This is a genomic window from Bradyrhizobium diazoefficiens USDA 110 (assembly GCF_000011365.1).
Lineage (GTDB): Bacteria > Pseudomonadota > Alphaproteobacteria > Rhizobiales > Xanthobacteraceae > Bradyrhizobium > Bradyrhizobium diazoefficiens.
This window is the reverse complement of record NC_004463.1, coordinates 3764740-3781090: the sequence shown is the minus strand read 5'-3', so window position 1 is coordinate 3781090 and position 16351 is coordinate 3764740. Positions and strand designations below refer to the sequence as shown.

The following is a 16351-nucleotide window of genomic DNA, read 5'->3' as shown; positions in this document are numbered from 1 at the left end:
CGCCGATTGACCCGCAGATCGACGATGTCGTGCATTCGCTGCGGCTTCACGGACCGGTGAAGCCGCCTCGTCCGCTGTCGCGCCGGCGTTGAGATAGACGGGTGAAGCCTGGACGGCGGCAGCTCTAAAGCGAGGCAGCTTCAGCATCGGCCCTACCCTGTCGCTGGCTCATGACCGCCTTGCCGGAGAGAAGATCCGCAAGCGTGATAGCATGGCGCGGCGTTGACTTACTTCACATGTAAACGTATGCTATCGCATATTTCTGGAGGGTGCAATGGCTGAACGGTCTTTTGCTCGCGAAGTCGAGGATCTCCGGCTCGGCGACGGCGATACGTTCCGCGGCGAAGGCATCCTCGCCATCACCAAGGCACTGCTGCAATCCGGCGTCGCCTATGTCGGCGGCTACCAGGGCTCGCCGATCTCGCACCTGATGGACGTGCTCGCCGACGCCAAGGACGTGCTCGACGATCTCGGCGTCGTGTTCCAGAGCTCCGCCAACGAGGCGGCCGCGGCGGCGATGCTCTCGGCCTCGGTGATGTATCCCCTGCGCGGCGCGGTTGCGTGGAAGTCGACCGTCGGCACCAACGTCGCCTCCGACGCGCTGGCCAATCTGGCCTCGGGCGGCGTCACCGGCGGCACCATGATCATCGTCGGCGAGGACTACGGCGAAGGCTCCTCCATCATGCAGGAGCGCACCCATGCCTTCGCGATGAAATCGCAGATGTGGCTGCTCGACCCCCGCCCCGACCATGAATGCATCGTCAATTTGATCGAGAAGGGTTTTGAGCTTTCCGAGGTCTCGAACACCCCGGTGATGCTCGAGGTTCGCGTCCGCGCCTGTCACATGCACGGCACCTTCGCCTGCAAGGACAACGTCAAGCCGGCGCACACCATCAAGGACGCGCTCAACAATCCCAAGCGGGACGTCAACCGCATCGTGCTGCCGCCGGCGGCCTATGAGCATGAGCAGGAGAAGATCAAGACGCGGATGCCCGCGGCTGTCGGCTTCATCCGGGACAACAAATTGAACGAGTGGATGGGGCCGAAGCACGGCAAGGTCGGCATCATCATGCAGGGCGGCATGTACAACAACGTGATCCGCGCGCTGCAGTATCTCGGGCTGTCGGATGCCTATGGCAGCACGCAAGTCCCGCTCTACGTCATGAACGTCACCTACCCCGTGATCGACACCGAGGTCGCGGAGTTCTGCGTCGACAAGGATGCCGTGCTCATCGTCGAGGAGGGCCAGCCGGAATATCTGGAGCAGGCGATCAACACGGTGCTGCGCCGCAGGGACATCCAGGCGCGCATCCATGGCAAGGACGTGCTGCCGATGGGCGGCGACTACACCGCGCAGGTCCTGCTCGGCGGCGTCAGGGAATTCCTGGAGAAGACCGAGCCGCGGCTGCTCGGCAACCGGCCGCCGGCGCCGGATGCCGCGCCCGTGCTCAATCACCCCGCGGTCGAGAAGCTCAAGCAGGTCGTGCCGGCGCGCCCGCCCGGGCTCTGCACCGGCTGCCCGGAGCGGCCGATCTTCGCCGCCATGAAGCTGGTCGAGGAAGAGCTCGGCCAGCACCACGTCTCCGCCGACATCGGTTGCCATTTGTTCTCGATCCTGCCGCCCTTCAATATCGGCGCGACCACCATGGGCTTCGGCCTCGGCCCGGCCTCGACCTCGGCCTTCAACGTCAAGGCCGACAAGCGCTCGATCGCGGTGATGGGCGACGGCGGCTTCTGGCACAACGGACTGACCAGCGGCATCGGCAATGCCGTGTTCAACAAGCATGACGGCGTGTTCGTCATCGTCGACAATTTCTACACCTCGGCGACCGGCGGTCAGGACATCCTGTCGTCGCGCGCGACCAACAAGCGGCGCAAGACCAACAATTCGATCGTGCAGGCCGTGAAGGGCATCGGCGGCCAATGGGTGCGTCAGATCGACCGCACCTATGACGTCGGCAAGATGCGCGACACGCTGAAGGAAGCGCTGACGACCAAGGACGAAGGTCCCAAGGTCATCGTCGCGTCCTCCGAATGCATGCTGAACAAGCAGCGCCGCGTGAAGCCGCTGATCAACAAGGCGATCAAGGACGGCGTCCGTACCGTCAAGGAGCGCTTCGGCGTCGACGAGGACGTGTGCACCGGCGACCACGCCTGCATCCGGCTCTCCGGCTGCCCATCGCTGTCGGTGAAGCAGCTCGACGATCCCTTGCGCGATGATCCGGTCGCGGCGATCGACAATTCCTGCGTCGGCTGCGGCAATTGCGGCGAGGTCTCCGAGGCCGCCGTGCTCTGCCCCTCGTTCTACCGCGCCGACGTCATCCATAATCCGACCCGCTGGGACATGTTCAAATCCAAAGTCGCGATGGCCGTGATCGGCTGGCTGCAACGGCGGCGCGATCGCCGGCGTCCGGCGCTCGAGGCACTGGCATGAGGGACGAGACGATCCGGCTGGCCCTCCCCGCCGCGGGCGAGGCAACTGAGCGGCCGATCTCGATCGCGATCGTCGCGATGGGCGGCCAGGGCGGCGGCGTCCTGACCGACTGGATCGTCCAGCTTGCCGAGAACCACGGCTGGGTCGCGCAGTCGACCTCGGTGCCCGGCGTCGCGCAGCGCACCGGCGCCACGATCTACTATATCGAGACGATGCCGCCGCTCGACGGCCGCAAGCCAATCCTGTCGCTGATGCCGACGCCCGGCGACGTCGACGTGGTGATGGCGGCGGAATTCATGGAGGCCGGCCGATCGATCCTGCGCGGCCTTGTGACGCCGGACCGCACCACGCTGATCGCATCCAACCACCGGTCCTTTGCGATCGGCGAGAAGATCGCGCCGGGCAACGGCATCGCCGACGGCGGCGCCGTCACCGGCGCCATCGGGATCGCCGCCAAGACCGAGATCATCTTCGACCTGAACGCGCTGGCGATCGCGCATGGCAGCGTCATCTCGGCCGCGATGTTCGGCGCGCTCGCGGCGGCCGGTGTGCTGCCCTTCAGCCGCGACAGCTATCTCGACGTCATCCGCGCGGGTGGGAAAGGCGCGAAGGCCAGCATCGGGACTTTCGAGGCCGCCTTCGACCGGGTCAAGACCGGCTCACCCGACGTTGTGGCGCCGCCGCAACCGAAACAGGCCGGCAATATCCCCTCTCCCGCAACGCCCGATCCGGATCTCGCCGGGCTTGTCGCAAGGCTGACGCAGGAGCTGCCCGAGCCCGCGCTCACCATGGCCCGCGCCGGCCTGAAGAAGGCGGTCGACTTCCAGGACGTCGCCTATGGCACCGAGTACCTCGACATTCTCAAGACGCTGCACGCGGCCGACCGCAGCGCCGGCGGTGCGGCCCGGACCTATGCCTTCACGGAAGCCGCGGCAAAGTATCTTGCCAACGCCATGACCTATGACGACGTCATTCGCGTCGCCGACCTCAAGACGCGCGCCGGTCGCCGCGCCCGCATCGAGAGCGAGCTCGAGATGTCGGAAGGACAGGTGCTCCAGACCACCGAGTTCATGCATCCCCGCATGGAGGAGGTCATGGGCGTGCTGCCCGCGGGCTTCGGTCGCTGGCTTGGCGCGCGGCCACGCCTGCTCGGCTGGCTCGATCGCCGCGTCAACCGGGGGCGCCGGGTGCGGACCTACTCGCTGCCCTGGTTCCTGGCGCTCTATGTCGTGGGCGGCCTACGCGGCCTGCGCCGCCGCTCGCTGCGGCACGCCATCGAGACGGCGCACCGGGACGGATGGCTCAAGGCCGCCACCGACGCAGTCGGCACCAACTACCAGCTCGGTGTCGAGATCCTGCAATGCCGCCGCCTCGTGAAAGGCTATTCCGATACTCACAGCCGGGGGCTGTCGAAATTCGACAAGACGCTGGCGGCGATCAAGCTGGTCGAGCGACGCGAGGATGCCGCCGACTGGGCGCGGCGCCTGCGCGAGGCTGCGCTGAAGGACAGCGCCGGCAAGGAGCTCGACGGCGTGATCCAGACCATCAAGACTTTTGCGTGATGCGGGTCGAGCCCAGCACAGGATTGGATTGCCGTTCGGACCGGAGAACGTCAGGATCAAACGGCTTGACTGCGATTGTTAGGTTGCTAATCGGAGCGAAAGACCCGCGATAATCCCTCCAATTGACGAGACACCTTGTCCTCGATGGTCATGCGATGCCGGCAGCACTCAAAGAGAACATAGTTCCCGTCCCCGGGCAGATTGAAACCCGGCTCTGGCTCCAATTGCTGTCGCTGCATGGCGAGCTGTTCGCCTCGCTGAATTCGATGCTGAACTCCGAGTTCGGCCTGTCGCTCGCAAAATTCGACGTGCTGGCCCAGCTCGATCGCTACCGGGATGGGCTTGCGCTCGGTCAGTTGTCGCAAAACCTGAAAGTGACCGGCGGCAATGTGTCGGGCCTCGTGCAGCGTCTTCTCGCCGACGACCTCATCAGCAGGGAGATGTCGAGCGAGGACCGGCGGTCCTTCATCGTGCGCCTGACGCCGAAAGGCGAAGCGCTGTTCAGGAAGGCAGCCGAAATCCACAAGAAGCATCTCGGCAAACGGCTCGAGAACGTTTCGGCCCAGGAGCTGGATACCGCGCTGTCCGTGCTGAAATCCCTTTCTTCAAAACTTCACACTGACGGCAAGAAGCAAAGTCGCAAGAGATAATGGCCAGAGAATCCAAGAGCAGATGGAAGTCGGGTCCGCCGAGGACCAGGGACCAGCTGCAGACCTACATCCCGTATCTGTTCAACCGGCTCGCCAATCGCTGGAATCTCGACCAGAACCGCGACCTGAGCGAGCATGGCGTCAACAATGTCGTGTTCCGGACGCTGTCGGTGCTGTTCATCTACAAGACCCTCACCGTCAACGAGATCGCCGTTCTCGCTGTGACCGAGCAGTCGACGGCGAGCCGCATGGTCGAATCCATGGTGACGTCGGGCCTCGTCAAGCGCGAGATCGCGGAGGAGGACCAGCGCCGCCGCGTCGTGGGTCTGACGCCTGACGGCGAAGCGCTGCTGCGCAAGATCTGGCCGGTCATGGCGAACAACTATGACAAGCTGATCGAAGGCATCGCCCCTGACGACATCGAGGTCTGCGCGCGGGTGCTGGCCAAGATGGTCGAGAACATCCGCCAGAACCAGATCTGACGTTGTTGCTTGAGCATCTCCGCGCAATCGCGTTCCGCGTTTGTCGCGGGGAAAGCCAGCGGTTGGGGACGCGGTTTCCCTGATGGATACATCCAGCTTCGTTTTGACAGCCTTCCTCTCCAGAAAGTGGAGCAGGATCAAGCAGCTCGACGTGATAAATGGACGCCGAGGATGACCAGGCTCAACGCCAACAAGGTCGCCGGGAAAATATCCTCAGACAGGAAAGCTACGGCGATCACGAGGCTCACCAGCGGCTGGCCAAACTGAAGCGGGGCGATCGAGGTGACGCCACCGTGCTCAAGCGCCCAAAACCACACTGCAAAGCCGATCAGCGTGCAGAAGACGGCCAGGAAACCGAGCGCGCCCCAGACGGCGAACGAGAGTTGACCAAGAGCGGAAGCCAAGGCCGGAAATGCGGGAAGAGTGATCAACCCAGCGAGAAGAAGCGACCAGCAGGTCGCCGCGAACAGGCCGATCCGCGCTGAGAGCCGTGCGCCTGCGACATAGCCAACGCTGACCGTGACCGTACCGGCAAGAACAAGAAGGTCGCCGAAGAGCGTCGGCGCTGCCACGCTTCCGGCAGGGTTGCGGCCGGGAATGAGAATTGCCACGCCCATGAGCGCGATCGCGCTTCCAAGCCACCAGAGCGGCCTTGGCCAGCAGCGGGAAAGCAGGAAATGGACGGTCGCCGTGAAGATCGGAGCCAAGGCAAGGACGAGGGCGGCGTGCGAGGTGCTGGTGCGTGCAATGCCGACGCCCTGCAGGACGAATGATCCGGCGAACCCGACCAGGGCGCTGATCAGCAGCGCGATCCAACCACCCCGGTCGCTCGGGAGTTCTGGCTTCAATGAGACGGCGATGGGGATGAGAATGGTGGCCGATAGCAACAGCCGGGCCAACCCGATCAACCCAGGTGACAATTCGCGGGCAACGATGGCGGTTGCTGCAGGAGTAGCTCCCCAGATCACGACGGCGACGCCGGCGCCCATGTATGCAAGGCGGGTTTTCGCTTTGGTCATTGCAGAAACCTCGGGGGGCCGGGCTGCAGGCCAAGATGACGATTACCCATTCTCGATCAGCGTTTCTTTGCGTTTGAAATGAGTATGGACATCCCCCGGCAAGTCGATCATGGGGCTACGTCGCCTGCCTAAACCGCAGTCCACTCCGTTCTGAGGACGGCCATTATCAATTCATCGCGATGGATTCCTCCAAAATAGGCGCTGCCACGTGCGATGCCTTCTGCCTTGAAGCCCACAGCTTCATACGCTCTGCGGGCTCGTTCATTCTCTGGAAAAACGCTTAGCCAAACACGGTGAGCTTCGGTTTCCCGAAAGACGGTGCCAACAACCGCGCGAACGATCCGCCTCCCTAGCTCCTTGCCAGGGTTCGACACCGCTATCCGTTTCAGACAGGTCACTCTCTCCGGAGCCCCCCAATCCCGGACAATGGCGAATCCAACAGAAGCCGCGCAATCCCTGGCAATGAAATAGGCATAGTGATTGTCATCGATAGCCGCCAGATGCCGCGCCTCGTCCCACCGGCCGACTAGTGTATGGTATCCTTCCGACCGTTCGGTCATCATCACGAATGGCAAATCCGTCTTGAACGCGCGCTCGATCTTAAGGTTCATCATCGGTCCATGCCTTCAAATAGATCGTGCGTCACACCGTCTTCCTCATATTTCCCCTCGGCGCCACTCCCCAGCCGGCAGCACGCGGATGCAGATGTAACGCGTCGCTCTGGTTCCGCGGCGAGATCAGAGGGCTCCTTAGTTGGGTCCTATCCGCCGCATTCTTGTCAACCGAAGCTTAAGGCACGACGTCGCTCGTGGCGCGCAAACGCGTGCGCGATTAGCTTGTCCATGAGGTCGGTTTGAGACAAGCCGCTTGCTTCCCAAAGCTTGGGGTACATGCTGCTCGATGTGAACCCTGGCAACGTGTTCGCCTCGTTGACAAAGACTTCATCGCCTTGAACAAAGAAGTCGACTCTGGCCATACCTTCGCAGCAGAGCACGTTGAAGACTTCAACGGCAAGTTCCTGAAGACGGCGAGCCTGTAGCAGGGGAAGGTCTGCCGGGATGTGCAGAGCGGCGCCATCGGCGTCGATATATTTTGCCTGATACGAATAGAAGCCGTGCTCGCTCGCCCGAACAATCTCGCCGAGCCCAGACGCTCGAATATCACCTGTCGATTCCTCCAGGACAGAACACTCGATCTCCCGCGCTCCGTTCAGAGCTTGCTCGACCAGGATCTTGCGGTCGTAGCGGAACGCGAGAGCACACGACGCTGCGAATTCCTCCTCGGACCGCGCGCGGGAGACGCCGACCGATGATCCCAGATTGGCGGGCTTTACGAACAAATCCGGCGTCCCGAGCGCGGCAACTGCCGCAGCGTATTCGATTCGGGACGAGGCAGTCGTTGTTAGGAACGGCACCACGGGAAGGCCAGCGTCGCGCATCAGCCGCTTGGAAACTTCCTTGTCCATCGCCACGGCAGAACCCGTCACCGACGAACCGACGAACGACACGTCGGCTAATTCCAGTGCTCCCTGCACCGTCCCGTCTTCTCCGTTCGGCCCGTGCAAGATCGGAAATGCAACGTCGATACTCCCCGCGTCACTTCCTGTTGGTCCGTCGCAATGAACGAGGCGGCCTCGCCCGCCCGGCACAAGGCCGATCTCCGGTGCCTCGTCCGAAATTGTGAGCGCTGTAGAACCCGTTCCCGCGCCATTCCCTGAATCGCAGGCAAACCAGCGACCATCTCGCGATATGCCTATGAGATAAACGTCATAGCGATCGCTGTTCAGAGCTCGAAGGATATTGGCAGCGGATGCCCTGGAGACTTCGTGCTCAGCCGAGCGCCCTCCAAACAGCAGCCCGACGGTAATCTTACGTCGCTCTTTCGTCATCTCTCCACCGTATGCTGTCACAAACCAGCATCAGCCGGCTTCGAGCCATGCTCTTGAACCTGGGTCACGGGCGGATAATATTGAGGCGCCTCCTTTCGATCGAACATGCCGTAGTCGCGAGACACGAGATACAATCGGATCGATGTCACGACGCCTGCCAACAAGAATTCCTCTGCCATTCGAAGCCCGTCTGCAAGCGACGATGCCAGGGCCAGGACGATGTATTCTCGCTCGCGAGAAATGCTCGCCAGAATGTCACCTTCAACGCCCGCTTGGATGGGCGAGTTGGCGGTGGAAACGATCATGAATCGTTCTGGCCGCAGAACCGGGTCGTTGTAGCTGTTGGTGGTTTCGAATTGACGCGGAGCGCCGGCTTGAGGAGTCCACTCGCAGACGAGCTGGCCGATGCGCAGGCGATAGTCCTCGAAGTGCAGCTTTCTTCCCGCGATTTGCGCGGCATGATGCTTTGCGTGGGTACGCCATCCGGCAAGGCTTGCCTCATCGCGCCAGTGAGAGTGCGAAAGCACGATGCCTGGCCGACCGACGCTTTTGAAGCGGTCAATGAACAGAAGGCCGGGATTCTTGTCCAATTCGGGTCGTAGACCGGCGGCAATATCGAAATAGGCCTGCTCGTGTCCTGGTCGCGGCATAACTTCGAAGAACAATCCAATCATATCCGCTCCACTAGATTGTCGGGTCTGCATGCACCGCGCGGTTGGAGGTGGGACCGCATATCATCACTCTGAGTTCCGTTCTTGATGCGCCAAGAGCGATCCCGCCGATGATTAGGCCCATTGCCAGAAACTACGATGGCTCAACGGGGTCATTGAGGCTGATGGCGGCGCTCATGATGCCAACGTCTGGAATCGCAAGTAAACCCTGGGACATTCCGCTCAAATAGCGCGACCAAATTTGCATTTTGCATAAGGTTTCAGGTGGCTCTATGAAAAGGGCCAGTTCTAAAAAATACAGAGAGCCAGAAAGATGCTCTTGCTGGAGGGGACGCTGCTCTTGTCGCCGGGAGTGAGCGGACCTTGTTGCTGCAACTGTCTTGGGGGGTGAGGACGCTCATTACGAGCGGACGCCCGACCACCGGCCAACGCCTCCATGTGCCGCGCAGCTTGGCCGCCGATGGCGTCCACGCCCTTCAAGCCGGGGAAACTTACGGCACAACTCTTCGAGGCTGGCGCAATATCGCCGGTTGTCGGGCAAGCTGTTTCACAAATCAAAAGAGCGAGGATTGTTTCTTGGATTTGCGGCATGGAATGAGAGGGAGATCGACCGTGCCACACGGGTTGTCGACCGGATAATCCGTTGACGTGCACAATGCGGGGCCGTCATGCAGCGCGGAGTGTCGGCCGGATAGCTCCCGCTAGATGACCGTCAATCGGCGGCGTCCAATTTTGCCCGCCGAATAGCGCTTACGGCCCCAGGCCCACGAGGCTGGTACCGCCGCAGACGTAGAGCACCTGGCCGGTGACGAAATCGGAACGTTCGTCGAGGAAGAAGGTGATGGCGTGCGCCACGTCCTCGCGCGAGCCGAGCCGCCCGACCGGGACGTTGCGCGCCATCCGCGCCTGCTGCTCGGAGCCCTTGGGAATGACGCCCCAGAAATTGTCGGTCAGGATCGGCCCCGGCGCGACCACGTTCACGGTGATGCCGCTCGCGGCGAGCTCCAGCGCCCAGGTCCGCGCCATGCCATGCACGCCGGCCTTGGTCGCCGAATAGGCCGAGCGCGTCACCGCGCCCATCGCCGCCCGCGAAGAGACGAACACGATGCGCCCGAAGCGACGCGACAGCATCCCTTCCAGCGCCGCCTGGGTCAGCAGCATCGGCGCGCCGAGGTGCAACTGCGCCAGCATCAGAATGTCTTCCGGCTTCGCGTCGGGCAGCAGATTCGGCAGGATGACGCCCGCATTGTGCACGAGGCAGTCGATGGCGTGATTCCGGCCGATCTCCTGCGCGATCGCGCGCGTCTCCGCGATGTCAGTCAGATCGGCGCGATAGGCCGCGAGCAGATCATGGGTCCAGTCCGGCTTTTCCAGCCCGACCGAGACCACGCGCTGCCCCTTCTCGACGAGCTTTCTCGCCAGCGCCTCGCCGATCCCCGAATTGCCGCCGGTAATGAGTGTGGTGCGTATCTCGCTCATGATCGCCTCCCTCCCCGCGTCAGACCTGACGCCGCTTGAGGTCGCGGAGGTCGAAGAAAGCGCCATCGCACATCAACCTTGCGACAAAATCCTTCAGCCCGCCGCGCTGGATCTTCTCGGTTGCGGTCAGCGGCAGGCTGTCGGTGAAGCAGATCCAGCCCGGCGCCTTGTAATAGGCCATCTGCTCCAGGCTCCAGCGGACGATGTCTTCGGCGAGCGCGCGGCCGGCGCCGGCCTCCTCGGCGATGATGACGGCGGCAACCTCGTCGCCGCGCACCTGATCGGGCGTCGCCGCAACCGCGGCCTGCCGGATCGCGGGGTGGCGGTTGAGGACGGACTCGACCTCGACCGCGGCAATGTTCTCGCCGGAACGGCGGATCACGTTCTTCTTGCGATCGACGAAATGGAGATCGCCATCCACATCGCGCGACACGATATCGCCGGTATGCAGCCAGCCGCCCTCCCACGCCTCGGCGGTCGCCTCCGGGTTTTTCAGATATTCGCGGAAGAAGCCGTAGCGCGGGTCGGCGCCAGCCCGCCGCACCAGGAGCTCGCCCGGCGTCCCAATTGGGGCGTCATTGCCGCCGTCGTCGACGATACGAACGTCGACTTCGGGTGCGGGTCGCCCGAAGCAGCTGGTGCCGATCTTGCGCGGCTCGACATTGGCGGCGATGACGCCGCCGCTGCCCGTCTCGGTCATCGCCCAGGCCTCCAGCAGCGGAAAGCCGAAGCGGTCCTCGAACGGCGCGTGCAGCAGCTTGTCGACGCCGGCACCGAAGCCGAAGCGAACGGTGTGCGCGCGGTCCTGCTCCGACGGCGGCGCGCTCATCAGCATCGAGGGCATGACGCCGAGATAATGCAGGCAGGTCGCGCGGCTGTCGCGCACGGAAGCCCACCAACTGCGCGGATGGAAGCGATCGAGCATGGTCAGGCTGCCGCCGACCGACAGCATCGCCATCAGCGACACCGCCATCGCGTTCATGTGGAACAGCGGCAGCGGCGTGATCATGCGCTCGCCGTCGGGCTTGAGCGCGATCAGCCCGCCGACGTCGCGATACCAGTTTCCGGAATGCAGGAAATAGGTGTTGGTGAGCACGCAGCCCTTGGGCTGACCTGTCGTCCCCGACGTATAGAGCAGCGCGCATTCGGTCGCGCCGTCACCCGTGCTCGCCGGCCGCACGCCGCCGAATGGCGCGGGCACGTCGTCCTCGCTGGTCACGACGGGGATCGGCCGACCGGCCTGGCGCGCCGCCGTCTCGACCTCGTCGCGCCGCTCGACAAGCACGAACGCGGCGTTCATCTCGGAATGCGCGATGATGTATTCCAGCTCGCTCAGCCGCAAATCCGGATTGATCGGCACCACGGAGACGCCGAGCGCGTTGAGCGCGAACCACAGCTCGACGAACACCGGCCTGTTCTGGAGCAGCAGCCCGACCCTGTGGCCTTCGCCGTAGCCGCGGCCCGCGAACGCGGCGCGCCAGCGCTCGACCCGTTCGAGCATGGCGCGATAGGTGATCTCGCCCGCCGCGATGCCGTAGATGCCTGATGTCTCCGGCAGCACGTTGAGGAAGCCCGCCTCGCCGCGGCGAAGCGCGGTCTCGCGAAAGCGGGCGTAGACTGTGGTCGCAGCGGTCAAATTCGTCTCACATGAAGAGCTGGATGTTGCCGAACGGCGCGTCGAAATTGACGAGATCGACGCGCTTGAGCTTGATCTTCAGGGCATCGCCGACCTGGACGAGATCGTGCGAGGCCCATCCCGAATAGCGCTCCAGCATGTCGCCGCGCGTCTCGGTGTAGATGTAGGACGTCCGCGCCCTGAACACGCCGGCAGCCGTATCGCACGCCACGATCTGCGGCGCCTGCAAAAGATGATGGCAACGGCTCTTCGGCTTCTGGCTGAAGGTGCGCTCGCCGGCCAGACGCTCGACCCGTACCTTCAGGAGCAGCAGGTCCTCATACATCAGCGACGGCTGGAGCACCGGATCCTGCTGCTGCCATTCGAGCGGCATCCAGTAGCGCCCCTCGGGGTGAAACAGATCGAGCCAGACCTGCCACTGCATCGTGTCGAGCAGCTCGGCCTCGCGATAGATGAAGTCCGTGATCGTCTTCTCGGTGATCATTCGGCGGCCTCGACACGCTTGTCCATGTCCATGGTCATGAATTTCGCCCAGGCGTGGAACTGGTTGCGCATCTGCCGCTCGGAGGTGCCGTTGATCACCGCCGTGACGTCCTGCTCTTCATGGCCCTCGTAGAGCCGGCGGAGATTGACCCATTGATTGCCGTTGGATTTCAGGCCTTCCTGCGCCCGCTCGTACATTTCAAGGTCGTCGTGGCCGACGATCGAGGTCGGCGCGTTGATGAAGCGGTTGTACATCAGCGCCCGCTCGTAGAGCTTGTCGGGCGCGCCGACCAGGCGATAGACCCAGCTCTCGACCAGCGTCTTGTCGACCGCGATCGGGATGAAGTTGCGCAGGATCTGGACGGCGCCCTTGACCATGATATTGGGGAAATAGACGGTGTTGTGCCTGACCTCGCCGAGGATCTCGTGCGCCCGCTTCTCGCCGTAGGCCGCGACCATCTGGTCGAGATAGCCCGGGACATCCGAGTAGTTCGAATGGATGGAGTTGGCGACGCCGGTGTGGCCATGGCCGTTCGGCCAGATCCTGATGCCGCTCTGCTCGTAGAACTCGTACGGGCTCATGAAGGGACCGTAGAGCTGCACCGCCATCGGCGTTTCCGTGGAATCGCCCTGCTCGCGCTTCCAGACCTTGACCGCAGTGCCGGCCGAGCTCTCATGCGCCACCATCGGATGGCAGGTGTCGGTCTGGTTCTCGACCAGCATCTTCCAGTTGCAGGTGTGCATGTAGCGGATCGGCGTCGCCAGGACGGCGAGCTTGCCCTCCGGCGAGCGGTCGACCATGTTGTCGATGGTTGAAAGGCTTTCGCCGAAATAGTCCTCGAAGGAGACGCCGCTGTCGCTGAGCCGCGCGAAGATGAAGTCGCGATGGATCACGACGTTCTTGACCCTGGACAGCCCCTCATTCGCCTGGGTGTCGCCGAAGCCGGTGCCCTCGTAGCCCTTCTTCAGCGGGATCGCGAGCAGCGAGCCGTCGGTCTTGAAGGACCAGGCGTGATAGGGGCAGCGGAAGAACTTTCCGGTATTGCCGCAGGGCTCGGAGGCGATCTTCACGCCCTTGTGCGGACAGCGATTGTAGAACACATGGATGGAGCCGTCGGTATGGCGGCTCGCCAACACCGGCTGGCGGCCGATCGTGGCGGTGATGAAATCGCCGGGCTTCGCCAACTGGCTGGCATGCCCGACATAGACCCAGCTGTTCGGGAACAGATGCTCCATCTCGAGCTCGAAGATCTCGGGGTCGACATAGACGTCGCGATGAACCTCAGCCTCGCGCACCAGCGCGGCAATCGCGTGGGCGTCCCTTCCGTATTTCGCCATGGCGTCCCTCGCCTCCCTCACAAATCCAGCACCAGTCGTTCCGACTTCGCGCGCGACACGCAGATCTGCATGACCTTGTTGGAGGCCTTCTCGTCGTCGCTGAGGATGACGTCGCGATGGTCGGGCACCCCTTCGACCACGCCGCACTGGCAGATGCCGCAATCGCCGCGCTGGCAATCGTAGAGCACGTCGAGCCCCGCCGCCTCCAGCGCCTGGATAATGGTTTGGCCGGCTGCGACGCCGACGACCTGTCCGGTCGATCTGATCTCGACCTCGAACGGCAGGTCGGGTGAAGACGGCTGCTCCGCCTTGAAGAGCTCGTAGTGAATGCGGTCCGCCGGGACGCCCTCGGCAAGCGCGGCCGCCTTCACCGCGTCTATCATCCCCGCCGGACCGCAGACGTAGATGTGGGCGTTCGCGGCTGCTCCTCCGAGCGCCGCGGCAAGATCCAGACGGGACTCGTCACTGTCGTAATGAACGGACAGGCCTTTAGCGCAGATGTCCCGCAGATGCGGCAGGAACGCCAGAAGTCCTTGCGTGCGGCCGGCGTAATGCAGGCGAAACGGACTTGCGCGGGCGGTGAGCTCCGCCGCCATCGACAGGATCGGCGTGACACCGATGCCGCCGGCAAACAGCAGCGCGGGCGCCGGCCCCTCGTGCAGATGAAAATTGTTCACCGGCGCGCTTGCCTTCAAGACATCGCCGATCTTCAGCGCATGCATGAACTGCGAGCCGCCGGTCGAGGCCTCCTCGCGCAGCACCCCGAGCGCCAGCGCATCCTCGGCAAGACCCGGCAGGGCCATCAGCGAGTACGGCCGGTCCCCTCCGTTCGGGAGCGCCACGCGGATATGTGCGCCTGCCCGCCATGGCGGCACGGGGCCGTCCTCCACGCCAAGCACAAGGCTCCGTACGAACGGCGTCTCCGCGGCATACGACCTGACCCTGAGCTTGAGCGGATGCGCGTCCATTCAGGCATCTCACGAATTATATGAATTTGCATATTTTTAGACATGTAATAATTGGATGTCAATCGGGCTCATGGGGCGGCCATGGCGGGAGGCCCCGGCGCCGGCCGCCTATTCGATCGGCGCCGGCCGCACCAGCTGGAAGAGATCGCGGGGCCGCGCATACCAGCCCGACCCGTGCATGCGGGCAATGAGATCGAGGCCGACCGTATCGATATAGCCTCTCTGTGCATCGATCACGAACTGCTCGGCCACATGAGCACAGACGATTTCGCCGATCACCGCGATCTGCCGGGGCCCGGTCTCGTGAACCGTGAGGGAGCGACATTCGAACGCCACCGGGCACCCCTCGATGAGCGGAGGCGCAACCATCTGCGAAGGACATGTTTGAAGTCCCGCGATCTCCATCTCGTCGACACCGGCCGGAGCATCGACGGCCGTCGCGTTCATGGCTTCAGCCATCTGGTGCGACACCAGGTGAGCGACGAACTCGCCCGTCTCGACGATATTCTGCGCCGTGTCTTTCAAGCCCTTGTTCGGATGGCGCAGCAGGCCGAGCACGACCGTCGGCGGTTCATGCCCGAGGACGTTGAAGAAGCTGAAGGGCGCGGCATTGGCGGCGCCGTCTCGGGAGCGGGTCGTCACCCACGCGATGGGGCGCGGCGTAACGGTCGCGGTGAGAATCTTGTAGCGGATATCCGCCGGAAGCTGGCCCATGTCGAAGAGCATCGGTCCCTCAATTGCGCGCGCGAACGGCGCTGACGGTTGATACTGCCCGCTTCGGTCGATCGTCGACGACGAGCTGGAAAACGTCCGGACGGGAATAGTGCCCCGCGGCGTCGAAATCAAACTTGCCGCGCGTCACCTCGTCGAGCGCAATGTCGGCATACAGGATGGTCTCCCCCTCGAAGCATGGACCCGCCAGCACCTTGCCGAGCGGATTGACGATGGCGCTGCCGCCGCGCATGAGCACGGTCTCGGGATCGGCACCCAGCGCGCACTCGTAGTCCGCCGGGAAGGCGCCGCGCTTGAGATGCTGACAGGCCGTCAGGACGAAGCAGCGTCCCTCCAGGGCGATATGCTGCATGGTCGGAAGCCAGGTATCGCGATCATCCGCGGTTGGAGCGCAGTAGATGCTGATGCCCTGGCTGTACATGTGCATGCGCAGCATCGGCATGTAGTTCTCCCAGCAGATCACGGCGCCGATATTGCCGAGCGAGGTCTCGAACACCGGCATGGTCGAGCCGTCGCCGAAACCCCAGATCAGCCGCTCGCCCGCAGTCGGCATCAGCTTGCGGTGCTTGCCGACGAGCCCACGCGCCCCGTCGAAGAACAGCGCCGTGCAGTAGAGCGTGCCCTGCTCTCGCTCGATGCAGCCGATGACGGTAAAGGCACCGGTTGCGGCGGCCGCCGCAGCGATCGTCTCGACCTCCACGCCATCGAGATCGATGGCCGCCTCCCAATACAAACGGAACGCCTCGCGTCCTTCGGGCTTGCGCATGCCGACGGGAGCGCCGAACGAATTTCCCTTGGGATAGCCGCCAATGAAGGCTTCAGGGAAAACGACCAGCCTCGCGCCGGCGCCAGCGGCCTTCTCGATCAGGGCCGCCGCCTTTTGCGCCGACACCAGCGAGCTTGTCGGATCTGACGCGGCCTGAACGACGGCCGCCTTGTAGGTGTTCGGTCGGTTGCTATCCATCATGTCATCCCGGGCACGGAAACGGAGAGCGGGCCGCTGCTGCGG

15 protein-coding genes are annotated in these 16351 nt (G+C 63.5%); 4 read left to right on the top strand and 11 right to left on the bottom strand.

Translation table 11 applies throughout. The features are described from left to right. The first annotated feature begins 274 nt into the window (after window positions 1-274). The 4 genes from BJA_RS16920 to BJA_RS16905 all read left to right on the top strand — a co-directional run bounded on the left by BJA_RS16920 (window position 275) and on the right by BJA_RS16905 (window position 5128). Window positions 275-2434: an indolepyruvate ferredoxin oxidoreductase subunit alpha gene (locus tag BJA_RS16920; protein WP_011086195.1), complete on the top strand. Its 2160-nt coding sequence runs from the start codon at window positions 275-277 to the stop codon at window positions 2432-2434. Continuing rightward, the gene (locus BJA_RS16915) at window positions 2431-3996 is read left to right on the top strand and encodes an indolepyruvate oxidoreductase subunit beta family protein (RefSeq protein WP_011086194.1); all 1566 of its coding nucleotides are present in this window, start codon (window positions 2431-2433) and stop codon (window positions 3994-3996) included. The genes BJA_RS16920 and BJA_RS16915 overlap by 4 nt, the downstream gene beginning before the upstream one ends. Before the next feature lie 155 nt (window positions 3997-4151). Next, window positions 4152-4646, top strand: a complete 495-nt coding sequence (locus BJA_RS16910; RefSeq protein ID WP_011086193.1) for a MarR family winged helix-turn-helix transcriptional regulator — start codon at window positions 4152-4154, stop codon at window positions 4644-4646. After that, on the top strand, window positions 4646-5128 hold the full coding sequence (locus BJA_RS16905) for a MarR family winged helix-turn-helix transcriptional regulator (RefSeq protein WP_011086192.1): 483 nt from the start codon (window positions 4646-4648) through the stop codon (window positions 5126-5128). The genes BJA_RS16910 and BJA_RS16905 overlap by 1 nt, the downstream gene beginning before the upstream one ends. A 137-nt stretch (window positions 5129-5265) precedes the next feature. Here the strand turns inward: BJA_RS16905 and BJA_RS16900 are convergent, their stop codons facing one another. The 11 genes from BJA_RS16900 to BJA_RS16850 all read right to left on the bottom strand — a co-directional run bounded on the left by BJA_RS16900 (window position 5266) and on the right by BJA_RS16850 (window position 16309). After that, a complete protein-coding gene (locus tag BJA_RS16900) occupies window positions 5266-6147 on the bottom strand; it encodes a DMT family transporter (protein ID WP_011086191.1) in 882 nt (293 codons plus the stop codon). A 128-nt stretch (window positions 6148-6275) separates the two neighbouring features. Further along, window positions 6276-6758, bottom strand: a complete 483-nt coding sequence (locus BJA_RS16895; RefSeq protein WP_162603507.1) for a GNAT family N-acetyltransferase — start codon at window positions 6756-6758, stop codon at window positions 6276-6278. Window positions 6759-6925: 167 nt separating this feature from the next. Continuing rightward, entirely contained in the window at window positions 6926-8035 is a 1110-nt protein-coding gene (locus BJA_RS16890; RefSeq protein ID WP_038965983.1) for a D-alanine--D-alanine ligase family protein, read from the bottom strand. Between the two features lie 17 nt (window positions 8036-8052). Continuing rightward, on the bottom strand, window positions 8053-8709 hold the full coding sequence (locus tag BJA_RS16885; RefSeq protein ID WP_063713264.1) for an antibiotic biosynthesis monooxygenase family protein: 657 nt from the start codon (window positions 8707-8709) through the stop codon (window positions 8053-8055). Between the two features lie 747 nt (window positions 8710-9456). Continuing rightward, the gene (locus BJA_RS16880) at window positions 9457-10185 is read right to left on the bottom strand and encodes an SDR family NAD(P)-dependent oxidoreductase (RefSeq protein WP_011086187.1); all 729 of its coding nucleotides are present in this window, start codon (window positions 10183-10185) and stop codon (window positions 9457-9459) included. Between the two features lie 19 nt (window positions 10186-10204). Then, complete coding sequence (locus tag BJA_RS16875; RefSeq protein WP_038965984.1) at window positions 10205-11821, bottom strand: ATP-dependent acyl-CoA ligase; 1617 nt, start codon at window positions 11819-11821, stop codon at window positions 10205-10207. A gap of 7 nt (window positions 11822-11828) precedes the next feature. Further along, the gene (locus BJA_RS16870; protein ID WP_011086185.1) at window positions 11829-12305 is read right to left on the bottom strand and encodes an aromatic-ring-hydroxylating dioxygenase subunit beta; all 477 of its coding nucleotides are present in this window, start codon (window positions 12303-12305) and stop codon (window positions 11829-11831) included. Next, window positions 12302-13642, bottom strand: coding sequence for a Rieske 2Fe-2S domain-containing protein (locus BJA_RS16865; protein ID WP_038965985.1), 1341 nt, complete (start codon window positions 13640-13642; stop codon window positions 12302-12304). The genes BJA_RS16870 and BJA_RS16865 overlap by 4 nt, the downstream gene beginning before the upstream one ends. A 17-nt stretch (window positions 13643-13659) precedes the next feature. Continuing rightward, complete coding sequence (locus BJA_RS16860) at window positions 13660-14610, bottom strand: PDR/VanB family oxidoreductase (RefSeq protein ID WP_011086183.1); 951 nt, start codon at window positions 14608-14610, stop codon at window positions 13660-13662. Between the two features lie 108 nt (window positions 14611-14718). Further along, a complete protein-coding gene (locus tag BJA_RS16855; protein WP_011086182.1) occupies window positions 14719-15336 on the bottom strand; it encodes a flavin reductase family protein in 618 nt (205 codons plus the stop codon). Window positions 15337-15343: 7 nt separating this feature from the next. After that, window positions 15344-16309: a nitrilase gene (locus BJA_RS16850; protein WP_011086181.1), complete on the bottom strand. Its 966-nt coding sequence runs from the start codon at window positions 16307-16309 to the stop codon at window positions 15344-15346. Between the last annotated feature and the right edge of the window lie 42 nt (window positions 16310-16351).